Raw genomic sequence first — 15486 nt, 5'->3', positions numbered from 1 at the left:
ACCAGGGCGGCGCGGACGTACCATCGGCAGGTCTTCGGACTCACGAGGCGCACGCCGGTCAGGCGATATCTGTGGATATCTGCGCCCTCGTACACCGTTGCGGGACAGTTCCGGACTCACACCGGATTCCCCTGCGGCGACAGCGAGGACGAGCATACATGTGGTGGTGGGCTCTCGCGTGCACCCCCATATCTAGTGCGGCGTGGTGAGCGGTCGGTGGCTGTCAGTGGTCTCGGATATCGTCGGTATCGCAGTCCCCGCAGGGCTTGGCGACGCACGAGGAGGTTCCCGTGACCGCGCTCATCGACCGGCCGCACGGCACGCTCACCGACTACTTCGAGGAAGCCGCCCGGATAATCGACAGGGCGGAAGAAGGCGCACGGCTGGAACTCATCAGCGGGAAGATCAGGAGCAAGGCCGTGCCGGATGGGGACCACGGACGGATCATCCAGTGGCTGACACGCATCTGCATGCAGCATCGGCCGGAGCTGTGGCTCAACCCGGATCAGGGCCTGAAGGTGGAGACGTACCGCAGCGGGCGCGCCCGCCCGGACGGTTCCCTCGCAGCCAGCGAGGCGTTCGTGGGACAGGGCGAGTGGGCCGACCCCGAGTCCGTGCTGATGGTCGTCGAGGTCACCTCCCACGACTCCGACACCGACCGCCGTGACCGGGTGGAGAAGCCCCGGGCCTATGCCGAGTCCGGTATCCCCCTCTGCCTGCTGATCGACCGCGAGACCTGCGAGGTGACCCTCTTCAGCGAGCCGGACGGCTCCCGCTACGAAGACGTTCACACCGTCCCGTTCGGTAAGGCGCTCCGGCTGCCGGATCCGGTGAACATCACGCTGGAGACCGAGCCGCTCAAGGACTGGGTGAGCTGACCCGGCCTGCCTCGAACCGACGGGCCGCCGCCTCCCTCGTGGGAAGCGGCGGCCTGTCGGGGGCCGGGCGTGTCCGGGGGGTCAGTGGCCCGCCGGGACGTCCGCCGTGGCGGGCGGCAGATCCGGTGTGACGCCCTTGTCGCCGACGTCCGCGGTGTAGTCGCCGGGGCTGGTCTCGTCGGCGCCCTCGGGGGCCTTCAGGGCGCGCAGGGCGACGGTGAGGACGAGCGTCACCACGACGTTCAGCACGAACGCGGTCAGGCCGATGTAGCCGATCTGGCCGATGCCGGGGATCTCCGCGTTGGAGCCGCCGAAGTGGGCCTGCGTCGGGCTCGCCACGCCGTAGGCGGCGAGCGTGCCGTAGATCATGCCGACCGCCCAGCCGGCCAGCAGCGCCCAGCGGTGGAACCAGCGGGTGAACAGGCCGCCGACCAGCGCGGGCATGGTCTGCAGGATCCAGATGCCGCCGAGCAGCTGGAAGTTGATCGCCACGGTCTTGTCCATGGTGAGGACGAAGACCAGCGCGCCGACCTTCACCAGCAGCGACACCAGCTTGGCGACCTTGTGCTCCTGCTCGGGCGTGGCGGCGGGCTTCAGGAAGTCCTTGTAGACGTTGCGGGTGAAGAGGTTGGCCGCGGCGATGGACATGATCGCGGCGGGCACCAGCGCGCCGATGCCGATGGCGGCGAACGCCACGCCCGAGAACCAGCTCGGGAACATGTCCTCGAAGAGCTGCGGGATGGCGAGTTGGGCGTTGCCGTGGGTCTCCGTGCCCGCCTTGATCGCCATGAAGCCGAGCAGCGCGAGGAAGCCCAGCATCAGCGAGTACAGCGGCAGGATGGTGGTGTTGCGGCGGATCACGTTGCGGCTGCGGGAGGAGAGCGTCGCGGTGATCGAGTGCGGATACATGAACAGCGCCAGCGCCGAGCCGAGCGCCAAGGTGGCGTACGCCCACTGGTTGGTGGGGCCGCTGGCCAGCTCACCGCGGGGTTTGCCGGTCGGGCCCGGTTCGGCGAACGCCTTGCCCGCCTCGTGGAAGATCGCGTCGAACCCGCCGAGCTTGATCGGGATGTAGATGATCGCGACGGCGATGACCAGGTAGATCAGCCCGTCCTTGACGAACGCGATCAGCGCCGGGGCGCGCAGCCCCGAGGAGTAGGTGTACGCGGCGAGCACCGCGAACGCGATCAGCAGCGGCAGGTCCTTGACGAACCAGTTGGTGTTCTCGCCGCCGCCGACACCCATCACGTCCAGAACCGCCTGGATACCGACGAGTTGCAGGGCGATGTACGGCATCGTCGCCAGGATGCCGGTCAGCGCGACGGCCAGCGACAGACCCTTCGAGCCGAACCGTCCGCGCACGAAGTCCGAGGTGGTGACGTAGCCGTGTCTGTGCGAGACGGACCACAGGCGGGGCAGGAAGGTGAAGATCAGCGGGTAGACGAGGATCGTGTACGGCACCGCGAAGAAGCCGGAGGCGCCCGCCGCGTAGATCGCCGCGGGGACGGCCACGAAGGTGTACGCGGTGTAGAGGTCGCCGCCGAGCAGGAACCATGTCACCCAGGTGCCGAAGCTGCGGCCGCCCAGCCCCCATTCGTCGAGGTTGGCCGACTGTTCGGCCTTGCGCCAGCGGGCCGCGAGGAAGCCCATGACGGTGACGGCGACGAAGAAGAGGATGAAGACCGTGAGGGCGACGCCGTTGACACCGTCGGTGCCGGACGCGGCGAGCGCCGAGGAGGGGAGCGTCACTTGGCCGCACCGCCCTCACGGGCGCGGTTCTCCCGCTGGACCAGCTTGTACGCGATCATCGTCAGCGCCGTGGAGATCAGCACCCACAGCATCTGGTACCAGTAGAAGAACGGGATGCCGATGAGCGTCGGCTCGATCTTCGCGTACGAGCCCACCCAGAGCATCGCCACGAACGGGGCGATCAGGCAGAGTCCGGCCACCACGCGCGTCGGTGTGACGACCTGTCTGGAAGGGGGTGTTCCGTCGTGCTCCGGCATGGCCGCTCCGTCCCTGGCGATCTCCTGCGATGGGCTGGAAATCTATGGCAGGGCCGCGTCAGCCGTCACTAGGTGTCCGCATATCGGTACGGCAACGGCGGCCACCGGCACACCCCTCGGGGGCGTGCGGGAGACCGCCGTGCGCCGGTGCGTCACACCGCGGGCGTCACTCCACCGGACGGCTCAACCGGGCCACGAACTTGTAGCGGTCACCCCGGTAGACCGAGCGGACCCACTCCACCGGACGGCCCTGCGCATCGCGCGAATGGCGGGAGAGCATCAGCATGGGCAGACCGACGTCCGCGCCCAGCAGCCCCGCCTCGCGCGGGGTGGCCAGCGAGGTCTCGATGGTCTCCTCCGCCTCGGCCGGCCGCACGTCGTACACCTCGGCCAACGCGGTGTAGAGCGAGGTGTACTTGACGAGGTTGCGGCGCAGCGCGGGGAAGCGCTTGGCGGAGAGGTGGGTGATCTCGATGGCCATCGGCTCGCCGCTGGCCAGCCGCAGCCGCTCGATGCGCAGCACCCGGCCCCCGGCGACGATGTCCAGCAGCCCGGCCAGTCGGTCGTCGGCGGTGACGTACCCGATGTCCAGCAGCTGCGAGGTGGGCTCCAGCCCCTGGGCGCGCATGTCCTCGGTGTACGAGGTCAGTTGCAGCGCCTGGGAGACCTTCGGCTTGGCGACGAAGGTGCCCTTGCCCTGGATGCGCTCCAGCCGCCCCTCGACCACCAGCTCCTGGAGCGCCTGGCGGACCGTGGTGCGGGAGGTGTCGAACTCCGCGGCGAGCGCCCGCTCCGGCGGTACCGGGGTGCCCGGCGGGAGGGTTTCGGTGATCTCCAGCAAGTGCCTTTTGAGACGGTAATACTTGGGTACGCGGGCGCTGCGTGTGGCCGTGGTGCCGTTCTCCGCGCTGCCCCCGTCGGTCTGCATGACCCGCCTTTCCGCCCTCTGTCGTGCTGCCGTCACCGGCACCTCCGTACCTTGCGCCTCACATCGTGGCACGGGCGTGGTCGCCGGGCCCTTCCGCGGGCCCGCACCCGGCAGATGTCGGTCCGGTAACGGAGCCGACAGCGACTCTTATACACCCTTGACACCCCAAAAGGTCTAGGCCAAGCTGCGGGCACTGGTCTAAACCATTAAAGACCACACCCGGCCTCTAGGGGAGAGCGCAATGAAGCGTGGACTCATAGCAGCGACCGCGGTCGCGGGAATGCTGATGAGTGTCGCTGCCTGTGGGTCCAGCGACGGCAGCGGTAACGGTGCGGACGGCTTCAAGGGCCAGAAGCTGACCGTGTGGGTGATGTCGGGGTCCAACCCGTCACAGTGGACGGCCCAGGTCTCCAAGGAATTCCACCAGAAGACCGGCGCCACCGTCGACTTCAAGGTCCAGCAGTGGGACGGCATCCAGCAGAAGCTGACCACCGCGCTGTCCGAGGACAGCCCGCCCGACGTCGTCGAGATCGGCAACACCCAGACCGCCGCCTACGCCAAGGCCGGCGCCCTGCTCGACCTCGGTGACCTCAAGAAGCAGATCGGCGCCGACTGGAGCGACTCCTTCAACAAGGCGGCGATGGCCGACGGGAAGCAGTACGCGCTCCCGTGGTACGCCGGTAACCGCGTCGTGATGTACAACAAGAAGATCTGGGCGAAGGCCGGGATCAAGGATCTGCCGAAGACGCGCACCGAGCTGTTCAAGGCGTTCGACACGATCAAGAAGAAGACCGACGCCGAACCGCTCTATCTGCCCGGCCAGAACTGGTACTTCTTCGACGGTCTGACCATCGGCACCGGCGCGGACCTGGTCAAGAAGAGCGGCGGCAAGTGGGTCTCCAACCTCGCCGACCCCAAGGTCGCCAAGGCGATGGACATCTACAAGACCTACCAGTCCTTCAGCGACGCCCCCAAGAACAAGGACGAGGCGACGCCGCAGCAGGCCGAGGTCTTCGCCAAGGGCAAGACCGGCGCCATCATCGCCATGGGCTACGAGGCGGCCACCGCCGTCAAGGCCAACCCGGACATCAAGAACGACATCGGCTTCTTCACCATCCCCGGTGAGACCGCCGACAAGCCCGAGGGCGTCTTCCTCGGCGGCTCCAACTTCGCGGTCGCCGGCGGCAGCACCAAGCAGGACCTCGCCAAGGAGTTCCTCAAGGTCGCGCTGTCGAAGAAGAACGACGCGCAGATGGTCAAGGAGGTCGGCTGGAGCCCCAAGTCCCCCGACCTGGCGAGCGCCACCAAGGGCAACCCGGCGGCCGAGGCGGCGGCCCCCGCGGCCGCGAAGTCCGGCGGCACCACCCCGCTCATCCCGGAGTGGGCGGCCGTCGAGAACGTCCCGAACCCGATCAAGAACTACATGACCGCCGTGCTGAGCGGTAAGACCGCCGACGACGCCGCCAAGGCCGTCGAGCCGGAGATCAACAAGCGGCTCGCCCAGAAGTAGGGCACCGGCCGCCGGAGGGGCGCCGCCCGGCAGGGGGCGCCCCTTCGTTGACGGCACACCCGGTCCCGCCGTACGGCCCGGCCGCCCGGCCCGTACGCAGGCACCGCAACGCGCGTGAATCGGTACGAAGGGGAGCGAACGGCCATGGCAGTGCAGCTCGACGACGCGGTGGACAAGAGGGCGCCGCGCATCGGCAAAGGCGGTGCGCCGCCGTCCGGCCGCGCCACCGGCACCCGGCGGACCCGTACCGGCAGAGCCACGCCCTACCTGCTGCTGCTCCCCGCGCTGCTGGCCACCGCCGTCTTCCTCGGCTGGCCGATGGTCCGCAACATCCTGCTCTCCTTCCAGACCCTGAACATGAAGGAGCTGATCCAGCACCTGACGGTCTGGAACGGCACCGGCAACTTCGGGGAGATCCTGGGCGGCGAGGAGTTCTGGCGGGTCACCCTCCGCACCCTCGTCTTCACCGCCGTCAACGTCACCCTGATCATGACGCTGGGCGTCCTGATCGGCCTGCTCCTCGCCCGCCTCGGCAAGAAGATGCGGCTGGCGCTCTCCGTCGCGCTGGTGCTGGCCTGGGCGATGCCCGTCATCGCCGCCACCACCGTCTTCCAGTGGCTCTTCGACTCCCGCTACGGCGTCGTCAACTGGGTCCTGGACCAGCTCGGCTGGCACTCCATGGCCCACTACGACTGGGTCGGCACCCAGCTCTCCACCTTCTTCGTCATCACCCTGCTGATCGTCTGGCAGTCCCTGCCGTTCGTGGCGCTCAACCTCTACGCCGCGACCACGACCATCCCCAAGGAGCTGTACGAGGCGGCCCGGATGGACGGCGCCGGGACCTGGAAGGTCTTCACCACCGTGACCTTCCCCTTCCTCAAGCCGTTCTTCCTCGCCACGACGTTCCTGGAGGTCATCTGGGTCTTCAAGGCGTTCCCGCAGATCTTCGCCATCAACAAGGGCGGCCCGGACCGGCTCACCGAGACCCTGCCGATCTACGCGTTCACCGAGGGCGTCGGCAACCTCCACTTCGGCATGGGCGCCGCGATCTCCCTGCTCACCATCGCCGTGCTGCTCGCCGTGACCGCGTACTACCTGCGACTGACGCTCAAGCAAGAGGAGGACGAGCTGTGAAGCGCTCGCTCGCCGGCCGGATCTGGCCCAACGCGACGGCGATCGTCCTCGCCATCGGCTTCGTCTTCCCCGTCTACTGGATGTTCAACACGGCGTTCAAGCCGACCGGCGACATCATCAGCGACGTCCCCGTGTGGTTCCCGCTGCACGGCACCCTCCAGCACTTCGCGACCGCGGTCGGCGCCCCCGACTTCTGGACGCTGGCGGGCAACTCCGTGCTCGTCACTGCCGTCGCCGTCGGTCTCTCGCTGCTCATCGCGCTCTGCGGCGCCTTCGCGCTGACCCGGATGCGGTTCAAGGGCCGCAAGGCGACGCTGCTGGTCTTCATGGTCGCGCAGATGGCGCCCTGGGAGGTCATGGTCATCTCGATCTACATGATCGTCCGCGACGCCGACATGCTGAACAGCCTCGTCCCGCTGACCGCCTTCTACATGCTGATGGTGCTGCCCTTCACCCTCCTCACGCTCCGCGGCTACGTCGCCGCCGTGCCCAAGGAGCTGGAGGAGTCCGCGATGGTCGACGGCTGCTCGCGCCGCCAGGCGTTCACCAAGGTCGTCTTCCCGCTGCTCGCCCCCGGTCTGATGGCCACCTCGCTCTTCGGCTTCATCACCGCCTGGAACGAGTTCCCGCTCGTCCTGGTGCTCAACAAGGAACCGGCCAAGGGGACCCTGCCGCTGTGGCTGTCGCAGTTCCAGAGCCAGTTCGGCGACGACTGGGGCGCCACCATGGCCGCCGCGTCGATCTTCGCCGTACCGATCCTGGTCCTCTTCCTCTTCCTCCAGCGCAAGGCCGTCGGCGGGCTCACCTCCGGCGCCGTGAAGGGATGACCCGGACCCCATGAGCACCACCCGCACCCGCCCGGCCACCGACGCCCTCACCCGCGACGCGCTCGCCGTCCTCCAGCCCGGCTTCCGCGGCACCACCGCCCCCGACTGGGTGCTGCGCCGCCTCGACGAGGGCCTCGCCGCCGTCGCCGTCTTCGGCCGCAACGTCGTAAGCCCGGAGCAACTCGCCGCCCTCACCGCACAGTTGCGCGCCGTACGCGGCGACGTCCTGGTCGCCGTGGACGAGGAGGGCGGCGACGTCACCCGCCTGGAGGTCCGCACCGGCTCCTCCTACCCGGGCAACCTCGCGCTCGGCGCCGTCGACGACCCGGACCTCACCCGCGCCGTCGCCCACGACCTGGGCGGTCGCCTCGCCGCCTGCGGCATCAACCTCAACTGGGCGCCCTGCGCGGACGTCAACTCCGACCCGGGCAACCCGGTCATCGGCGTCCGCTCCTTCGGCGCCACCCCGGCGCTGGTCGCCCGGCACACCGCCGCCTGGATCGACGGCCTCCAGTCCGCCGGGGTCGCCGCCTGCACCAAGCACTTCCCCGGCCACGGCGACACCGCCGTCGACTCCCACCACGACCTGCCCCGCGTCGGCGTGGACCTCACGACGCTGCGCGAGCGCGAACTGGTGCCGTTCCGCGCCGCCGTCGCCGCGGGCACCCGGGCCGTCATGAGCGCCCACATCCTGCTGCCCGCCCTGGACCCGGAACGCCCGGCCACCCTCAGCCCGGCCGCCCTGCACGGACTGCTGCGCGCCCCCGCGTCCGAGGGCGGCCTCGGCTTCGACGGGCTGATCGTCACCGACGGCATCGAGATGCGCGCCATCTCCGCCGCCTACGGCATCGAACGCGGCAGCGTCCTGGCGCTCGCCGCCGGTGCCGACGCGCTCTGCGTGGGCGGCGGACTCTCCGACGAGGCCACCGTGCTCCGGCTGCGCGACGCCCTGGTCCGCGCGGTCCACGACGGCGACCTCCCCGAGGAGCGGCTGGCGGACGCCGCCGCCCGGGTCCGCGCACTGGCGGAGTGGGCCCGCGGCGCGGCGGCCCCGCCCGCACCGGCTCCGGGTGCGGGCGCGGCGGAGGGGGCCGCACCCGCACCCGGGCTGCGCGCCGCCCGCCGCGCCCTGCGCCGCACCGCCCGGGAGCCGTTCACCCCGCTCGACGGACCGGTGCACGTCGCCGCGTTCACGCCGGTCGCCAACATCGCGGTCGGCGACGAGACCCCCTGGGGCGTCGCCGCCGAACTGACCCGGCTGCTGCCCGGCACCACCACGACCGCGTACGGCGCCGAGCGGGCCACCGCCGAGGGCACCGACCGGCTGGCCGCCGCGGTGCTCACCGAGGCCGGACGGCGCCGCGTGGTCGCCGTGGTCCGCGACGCGCACCGTCACCCCTGGATGGCCGGGGCGCTCACCGCACTGGTCGCGGCCCGCCCCGACACCGTCGTCGTCGAGATGGGCGTCCCGCAGGCGGAGCCGTGCGGCGCGCTCCACCTCGCCACCCACGGCGCCGCCCGGGTCTGCGCCCGCGCCGCCGCCGAGGCACTGACGGGCACGGCCGACGGCTGACCGCGCCCCCACAGACCGGCGGCCGGGACGCTCCCGCGTGGGGGGAGCGCCCCGGCCGTCGCCGTGTCCGCGCCGCTTACAGGCCCTGCCACTCCGGCTTCGCCGCGTACGTCGCCCGGAAGTAGTCCGCGAGCTTCAGCTCCGACGCGGCGGCCTCGTCGACGACGACCGTGGCGTGCGGGTGCAGCTGGAGCGCCGAGGCGGGCACCACCGCGGCGACCGGGCCCTCGACCGCCTGCGCCACGGCGCGCGCCTTGCCCGCGCCGGTCGCCAGCAGCACCAGGTGCCGGGCCTCCAGGATCGTGCCGATGCCCTGCGTGATGACGTGGTGCGGCACCTCGTCGAGGCTGTCGAAGAACCGCGCGTTGTCCTCACGGGTCTGCTGCGTCAGCGTCTTGATACGGGTGCGCGAGGCGAGCGAGGAGCACGGTTCGTTGAAACCGATGTGACCGTCCGTGCCGATCCCGAGGATCTGGAGGTCCACCCCACCGGCCGCCCGCAGCGCCTCGTCGTACGCCGCACAGGCCGCCGGGATGTCCTCGGCCGCGCCGTCGGGCCCCAGGAAGGACCCCTTGTCGATGCCGAGCGGCTCGACGACCTGGCGCAGCACCACCGAACGGTACGACTCGGGGTGCCCGGCGGGCAGTCCGACGTACTCGTCGAGCTGACAGACGCGGACCCGCGAGGCGTCCACCGCGCCGGACGCGACCTGCGCGGCGAGCGCTTCGTAGATGGGCAGCGGGGTCGAGCCGGTGGCGACGCCGAGCAGCGCGTCGGGCTTGCGGCGCACCAGCGCGGCGAGGGCGTCGGCGATGAGCCTGCCGCCTGCGGGGGCGTCCGGAACGATGACAACTTCCACGCGTGGCCTGCCGTTCTGAAGAATGGGAGTCTGGTGGTATAGACCAATCTATCAGAGTGGACGTCCCCCGGCCCGGTTCCCGGAAGCCGTCTTCCCACCCGGATTCGGCCCCGAATTCCCACCCGCCCCCGCATTTCCACTCTCCGTGCCGAATCTTCCACGCTCCGTTTGTCCGCCGTTCGGCCCCGGGTGCCCGGAATTCCGTAATTCCCTTACGGGGAAAGGGAAATGGGGGAGCGGCGGCCGGTGCCGGAAAAAGGGGCGCGGGGAATGCGCGGACCCGGAAAAGGGGCGCGCCGCCGGACCCTGCCCGACGGGGAACGGGCCGGCCCGGCGACGCACCCGGGCGGCCGCCCGGGGGGAAGCGGACGGGCGGCCGAGCGGGGAGGTCGGTGGCGCGCTTCCAGCATGGGCGCGCGGAATCAACTGGCCGTCAACGGGCCATCAACGCAAGATCCGGCCCGGCCCGCGAACAACGCATCGGCCCCGGAAACACCCGCGGGCCGCGGCGCCGGGACAGGACCCTCAACCTGTCCGGCACCGCAGCCCGGAGCTACATCGGCCGGTTCCGCGGGGCGGTCGGGCACCCCGAGTGCGGTAGGGGTGGCGCCCGCCGGGGAGCCGGTCGATCGGAGACCGCCGCGTAGTCAGGGCAGAGAACGCGCCGGCCTCGATCCGCCCTCCTGTGCGGGGAGAGCGGAAGTCGGTAACGGAAAACATTGTGGACTAGACCATTCTGATCTGTCCATGCCCATGCAGGGCAAAAGATCCGCGCCGCGCCGCCCACGGTACGGCCGCCCCACGGGACGGCCTCCGTACGGAGAACACGGGAAGAACAGGGACACCGTACGCCGGTAGGCTCGCTGACGTGCCCTCCATGAACGATCTCGTACGCCAGCACACCGCTCTGAGCGACTCCGACCTCGAGTGGCTGCACCTGCTCGTCTCGGAATGGCAGCTGCTGTCCGATCTGTCCTTCGCCGATCTGGTGCTCTGGGTGCCCACCCTCGACGGCACCCGCTATGTGTCGGTGGCCCAGATGCGGCCGAACACCGGGCCCACCTCCTACCAGGACGACATGGTCGGCCACCTCGTCCCCCGGGGCCGCCGCCCGATGCTCGACTCCGCGCTGGACGAGGGCCGGATCGTCCGCGAGGGCGACCCGGAGTGGCGCGAGGAGGTGCCGGTCCGCGTCGAGTCCATCCCGGTACGCCGCGAGGGCCGGGTGCTGGGCGTGATCGCCCGCAACACCAACCTCCTCACCGTCCGCACCCCCAGCCGCCTGGAGCTGACCTACCTCCAGAGCGCCTCCGACCTCGCCCAGATGATCGCCGCCGGAACGTTTCCGTTCCCGGCCCAGCAGGTCGACATGGACGCCTCGCCGCGCGCCGGTGACGGTCTGATCAGGCTCGACGCGGACGGCGTCGTCCAGTACGCCAGCCCCAACGCCCTCTCCGCCTACCACCGCCTCGGCCTCGCCGCCGACCTGGTGGGCCACCACCTCGGCCGCACCACCGCCGAACTGGCACCCGCCCGCGGCCCGGTCGACGAGGCGCTGGTCAAGCTGGCCAGCGGCTGGGCGCCCAGGGAGTTCGAGGTGGAGGGCGAGGAGGGGGTGATCCAGCTCCGGGCGATCCCGCTCAAGCCCAAGGGCACCCACAGCGGTTCGCTGGTGCTGCTCCGCGACGTCACCGAACTCCGCCGCCGTGAACGGGAATTGATCACCAAGGACGCCACCATCCGGGAGATCCACCACCGGGTGAAGAACAACCTCCAGACCGTCGCCGCGCTGCTGCGCCTCCAGTCCCGCCGGATGGACTCCGCCAAGGGCCGCGAGGCACTGGACGAGGCGGTGCGCCGGGTCGGCTCGATCGCCATCGTCCACGAGACGCTCTCGCAGAACCTCGACGAACGCGTCCAGTTCGACGAGATCGCCGACCGGGTCCTCGCGATGGTCGCCGAGATCTCCCCCGGCAAGGTCACCACCCGCCGCACCGGCCGTTTCGGCATCCTCGACGCCGAGGTCGCCACCCCGCTGTCGATGGTGCTGACCGAGATCCTCCAGAACGCCCTGGAACACGCCTTCGACGAGGGCGAACAGGGCACGGTCGAGGTCGGCGCGGTCCGCGGCGGCAGCCGCACGGAGCCGCGGCTGCTGGTCACCGTCCAGGACAACGGTCGCGGGCTGCCCGAGGGCTTCGACCCGCACAGCGCCGGAAATCTGGGGCTCCAGATCGTACGGACCCTGGTGGAGGGGGAGTTGGGCGGCGCGTTCGACATGGTGCGCGGCGCCGAGGGCGGTACGCGGGTGCTCCTCGACGTACCGGTGCGGCCCGAGAAGAGCTGAGCCGGGCGGGCGCCGCGGCCACCGGGGGAGTGGCGCGGCGGTGGTCCGCACAGCACTGAGCCCCGGACCATCGGATGGTCCGGGGCTCAAAGCTCACGTTCTTCTGCGCATCGGGGGTACTGCGCGCTGCGGCTCGGGGGCCACGGGGAGTCTGTGTCAGGCGCTGGCGTTGCGCGCCCGGTTGCGAGCTGCACGGCGCTTCATTGCGCGGCGCTCGTCCTCACTCAGACCACCCCAGACGCCGGAGTCCTGGCCGGACTCGAGCGCCCACTGCAGGCACTGCTCCATGACGGGGCAGCGGCGGCAGACGGCCTTGGCTTCCTCGATCTGCAGGAGCGCAGGACCGGTGTTGCCGATGGGGAAGAAGAGCTCGGGGTCTTCTTCGCGGCAAACGGCGCGGTGACGCCAGTCCATGGCTGCTCCATCTCCTCGTATAACGGGAACGTTGCTTGTGAATGTGAACGCTTTCACGAATCCCTCCGCAGGGGAAGGGCCGAATGCCAGTCGACAAACTGGTGCGGTCCTGTGGAATGAGGAGGGGATTCGGGCTCTCAAGGGGGCCGGTGAAGTGGCCGTCCCGATCGCCATGAAGAGACTCGCAAACCTCGGCGACGGATACAACCCCTACCGGAAACTTTTTTTTGATTCCTTGGTGTCGCCTAGGTCACAGCCGTACTTCTAGGGGGTGGAAGTCAGCCTAAACGTTCGAGTGAAAGGACTTTAGGCTCTACTGCTCACACAATCACACGCAGTGCACGGCGTACGCCTGTGAACGTCACACTCGTACGCAGTCCGAGGTGGTCTCCGTCCATCTGAAAGGGCAGTGGCGCCTGTGAATGCAAGGTGAAGGCCGTCAGGTCATGGAGTGACAGTGCGTGCTTGCCGTGGGGTCCGCGCTCGGGCGTCGAGGTCAGCAACTGGGTCGCGTAACGCGTCACCGCGGCGGGGGAGAGGCGGCTCAGTGCGAAGACGTCCAGCGCGGTGTCGAAGGAGGCGTCCGGGAGCGGGTAGAGCGGGCGATTGCCCAGGTAGCTCCAGGGAGAGGTGTTGCAGATTATCGACATCACCAGCCCCTCGGTGACCTCCGGTGCGCCGCCGTCGGGGGCCGGGCGCTCCAGTGTGATGGTGCCCTCCCGGCGGTTCTGGTCGCCCAGGAACTGCCGGACGACCTGCCGGACGTAGAGGCTGTGCGTCGAACGCTTACCGCGCTCGCGCTGCTGTTCGACGCGGCCGACCACCCCGGCGTCGAAGCCGAACCCGGCGCAGAAGGTGAACCAGCGCCCCGGGACGCCCTCGTCCTCGCTGCCCCGGGTGCCCGCCGCGTGCCCCAGACCGACCGTGCGCTCACTGCCGTCCCGCAGCGCGTCCAACAGGGCGCCGGTGGCCTCCACGACGTCGTTCGGCAGGCCGAGGGCGCGGGCGAAGACGTTGGTGGAGCCGCCGGGCACCACGGCCAGCCGGGGGTGGGACTCCGGATCGGGTCCGTGCGTCAGCAGACCGTTGACGACCTCGTTGACCGTGCCGTCGCCGCCGAGCGCCACCACCAGCTCGGTCCGGCCGTCCTCGGCCGCCTGCCGGGCGAGATCGCGGGCGTGGCCGCGGTACCGGGTCTCGGCGACCGTCAGATCGAGGTCGCTGGCGAGCGCGTGGGCCAGTACGTCACGGGTGCGGGCACTGGTGGTGGTGGCAGCGGGATTGACCACGAGAAGCGCGCGCATGACCGCCAGCGTACCTACCTGCTGGTACCGGCCCTGCGACGCACCTCCCCGGACGGCGCCCCGGCGCCCGGGGCGCGGCGCCGGTCCCGTACGGCGGCCCGGGGGCGGCCGGTGGACGGCGGGGCGGCGCTACCCTGCTGGGGTGAGCAGTAAGCAGCAGAAGAAGTCCGCACGCCAGGCCGCCGCCGCGCCCGCGGCCCCCGAGCGGCCCGGACCGCGCCCGGCCCGGCTGAGCGCCGCCGCGGTGCTCACCGCCGTCGAGGGCGTCGCGCTGGCGGCCCTCGGCATCTCCCTGTTGATCGAGGGCCTCACCGGCTCGCCCGACAGCCCGCAACAGGCCGTGACGGGCGCGGTGACCGTGCTCGCGCTGGCGGCGTTGCCGCTGGCCGCCGCCCGCGGGCTGTGGCTGCTCCGCCGCTGGAGCCGCGGCCCCTCGATGATCACCCAGATCGTGGCGCTGCCGGTCGCCTGGACGCTGATCAGCTCCGGTGGCGCGCTGATCGCCGCGGGCGTCGCGCTGGCGGTCGCCGCCTTCGCGGTCCTCGCGTTGCTGGTCAACCCGACGGCCACGGTGGCGCTCGGCATCGGGCCGCGGGAGTAGCGGACCGGAACGGCGCAAGGGGCGGGATCCACGCGGATCCCGCCCCTTGCGCCGTCACGGCCGGACGCTCACTCCTCGACGCTCACTCCTCGACGCTCACTCCTCCACGAGGAGACGGTCGCGGAGCTGGGCCAGGGTGCGGGCCAGCAGCCGGGAGACGTGCATCTGGGAGATGCCGACCTCCTGGGCGATCTGCGACTGGGTCATGTTGCCGAAGAACCGCAGCAGCAGGATCTTCTTCTCGCGCGGCGGCAGATCCTCCAGCAGCGGCTTGAGCGACTCGCGGTACTCCACGCCCTCCAGCGCCTCGTCCTCCGCGCCGAGCGTGTCGGCCACCGCGGGGGACTCGTCGTCGGTGTCCGGGACGTCGAGGGAGAGGGTGGAGTAGGCGTTCGCCGACTCCAGGCCCTCCAGGACCTCCTCCTCGGAGAGCGACAGATGCTCCGCCAACTCGTGGACCGTCGGCGCCCGGCCGTGCCGCTGGGACAGCTCTGCGGTCGCCGTCGTCAGCGACAGCCGCAGCTCCTGGAGGCGGCGCGGCACCCGGACCGCCCAGCCCTTGTCCCGGAAGTGCCGCTTGATCTCGCCGACGACGGTGGGCGTCGCGTACGTGGAGAACTCCACGCCGCGGTCCGGGTCGAAGCGGTCGACCGACTTGATCAGACCGATGGTCGCGACCTGGGTGAGGTCGTCCAGGGGCTCGCCGCGGTTGCGGAATCTGCGGGCCAGGTGCTCGACCAGCGGGAGGTGCATCCGCACCAGGGTGTTGCGCAGCTCCGCGCGCTCCGGGGAGCCGTCGGGGAGCTTGCGCAGCTCGTAGAACATCGCCCGGGCGCCGCTGCGGTCGTGCGGATCGTGGGCGTGCGCCGGTTCGTGGGCGTGCGGGGGCTCCGGAGCGCCCTGGGGCTCCTCCGGGGTCTCCTGGGACGGGCGCGGCGTGTGCTGCGCCCGCGCGCCCTGCTGCTCGCTGTCGTCCATGTGGTCCGCCCGCTCTGCCTGCTCCGCTGCGTCCGGCCGGCCGCCGGGGTCGTCCGCGCCCGTCGGGTGCGGCCGGGCCTGCTGGTCCGGGATGGTCGCACCCGGCGCGATCCCCGCGCCGCGTTCG

At 70.7% G+C, this 15486-nt stretch carries 14 protein-coding genes and 1 riboswitch; of the genes, 7 read left to right on the top strand and 7 right to left on the bottom strand.

The window, feature by feature from the left end; translation table 11 throughout:
• Window positions 1-8: 8 nt before the first annotated feature.
• Window positions 9-160, bottom strand: a riboswitch (cobalamin riboswitch).
• A gap of 130 nt (window positions 161-290) precedes the next feature.
• Complete coding sequence (locus IF23_RS0106860) at window positions 291-878, top strand: Uma2 family endonuclease (protein ID WP_030280880.1); 588 nt, start codon at window positions 291-293, stop codon at window positions 876-878.
• An 81-nt stretch (window positions 879-959) separates the two neighbouring features.
• Here the strand turns inward: IF23_RS0106860 and mctP are convergent, their stop codons facing one another.
• The 3 genes from mctP to IF23_RS0106845 form a co-directional block, all read right to left on the bottom strand.
• The gene (mctP, locus tag IF23_RS0106855; RefSeq protein ID WP_030280878.1) at window positions 960-2627 is read right to left on the bottom strand and encodes a monocarboxylate uptake permease MctP; all 1668 of its coding nucleotides are present in this window, start codon (window positions 2625-2627) and stop codon (window positions 960-962) included.
• Complete coding sequence (locus tag IF23_RS0106850; protein ID WP_030280876.1) at window positions 2624-2884, bottom strand: DUF3311 domain-containing protein; 261 nt, start codon at window positions 2882-2884, stop codon at window positions 2624-2626. The genes mctP and IF23_RS0106850 overlap by 4 nt, the downstream gene beginning before the upstream one ends.
• Before the next feature lie 166 nt (window positions 2885-3050).
• On the bottom strand, window positions 3051-3812 hold the full coding sequence (locus tag IF23_RS0106845; RefSeq protein WP_030280874.1) for a GntR family transcriptional regulator: 762 nt from the start codon (window positions 3810-3812) through the stop codon (window positions 3051-3053).
• A 241-nt stretch (window positions 3813-4053) separates the two neighbouring features.
• Here IF23_RS0106845 and IF23_RS0106840 point away from each other — a divergent pair, with 241 nt between their 5' ends.
• The 4 genes from IF23_RS0106840 to IF23_RS0106825 all read left to right on the top strand — a co-directional run bounded on the left by IF23_RS0106840 (window position 4054) and on the right by IF23_RS0106825 (window position 8856).
• A complete protein-coding gene (locus tag IF23_RS0106840; protein WP_037677546.1) occupies window positions 4054-5322 on the top strand; it encodes an extracellular solute-binding protein in 1269 nt (422 codons plus the stop codon).
• 144 nt (window positions 5323-5466) lie between these two features.
• The gene (locus IF23_RS0106835) at window positions 5467-6456 is read left to right on the top strand and encodes a carbohydrate ABC transporter permease (protein ID WP_030280870.1); all 990 of its coding nucleotides are present in this window, start codon (window positions 5467-5469) and stop codon (window positions 6454-6456) included.
• Window positions 6453-7283: a carbohydrate ABC transporter permease gene (locus tag IF23_RS0106830; protein WP_030280868.1), complete on the top strand. Its 831-nt coding sequence runs from the start codon at window positions 6453-6455 to the stop codon at window positions 7281-7283. The genes IF23_RS0106835 and IF23_RS0106830 overlap by 4 nt, the downstream gene beginning before the upstream one ends.
• A gap of 10 nt (window positions 7284-7293) precedes the next feature.
• A complete protein-coding gene (locus tag IF23_RS0106825; RefSeq protein WP_030280866.1) occupies window positions 7294-8856 on the top strand; it encodes a glycoside hydrolase family 3 protein in 1563 nt (520 codons plus the stop codon).
• A gap of 76 nt (window positions 8857-8932) precedes the next feature.
• Here the strand turns inward: IF23_RS0106825 and nagB are convergent, their stop codons facing one another.
• Window positions 8933-9715 carry a glucosamine-6-phosphate deaminase gene (gene nagB, locus IF23_RS0106820; RefSeq protein WP_030280864.1) on the bottom strand — a complete coding sequence of 261 codons (783 nt, stop codon included), beginning with the start codon at window positions 9713-9715 and terminating at the stop codon, window positions 8933-8935.
• Window positions 9716-10592: 877 nt separating this feature from the next.
• Between nagB and IF23_RS0106815 the strand changes: the two genes are divergently transcribed.
• The gene (locus tag IF23_RS0106815; RefSeq protein ID WP_030280863.1) at window positions 10593-12062 is read left to right on the top strand and encodes a sensor histidine kinase; all 1470 of its coding nucleotides are present in this window, start codon (window positions 10593-10595) and stop codon (window positions 12060-12062) included.
• A gap of 156 nt (window positions 12063-12218) precedes the next feature.
• Here the strand turns inward: IF23_RS0106815 and IF23_RS0106810 are convergent, their stop codons facing one another.
• Complete coding sequence (locus IF23_RS0106810) at window positions 12219-12476, bottom strand: WhiB family transcriptional regulator (protein WP_003983230.1); 258 nt, start codon at window positions 12474-12476, stop codon at window positions 12219-12221.
• 320 nt (window positions 12477-12796) lie between these two features.
• On the bottom strand, window positions 12797-13780 hold the full coding sequence (locus IF23_RS0106805; RefSeq protein WP_030280862.1) for a diacylglycerol/lipid kinase family protein: 984 nt from the start codon (window positions 13778-13780) through the stop codon (window positions 12797-12799).
• A gap of 142 nt (window positions 13781-13922) precedes the next feature.
• Here IF23_RS0106805 and IF23_RS0106800 point away from each other — a divergent pair, with 142 nt between their 5' ends.
• On the top strand, window positions 13923-14381 hold the full coding sequence (locus IF23_RS0106800; RefSeq protein ID WP_030280861.1) for a hypothetical protein: 459 nt from the start codon (window positions 13923-13925) through the stop codon (window positions 14379-14381).
• Window positions 14382-14477: 96 nt separating this feature from the next.
• Here IF23_RS0106800 and IF23_RS0106795 read toward each other — a convergent pair whose 3' ends face one another.
• Window positions 14478-15470, bottom strand: a complete 993-nt coding sequence (locus IF23_RS0106795) for an RNA polymerase sigma factor SigF (RefSeq protein WP_030280860.1) — start codon at window positions 15468-15470, stop codon at window positions 14478-14480.
• Window positions 15471-15486: the final 16 nt, after the last annotated feature.

The sequence above is a fragment of the Streptomyces catenulae genome, assembly GCF_000718015.1.
Classification (GTDB): Bacteria; Actinomycetota; Actinomycetes; order Streptomycetales; family Streptomycetaceae; genus Streptomyces; species Streptomyces catenulae.
This window is presented reverse-complemented; position numbering and strand designations above follow the sequence as displayed.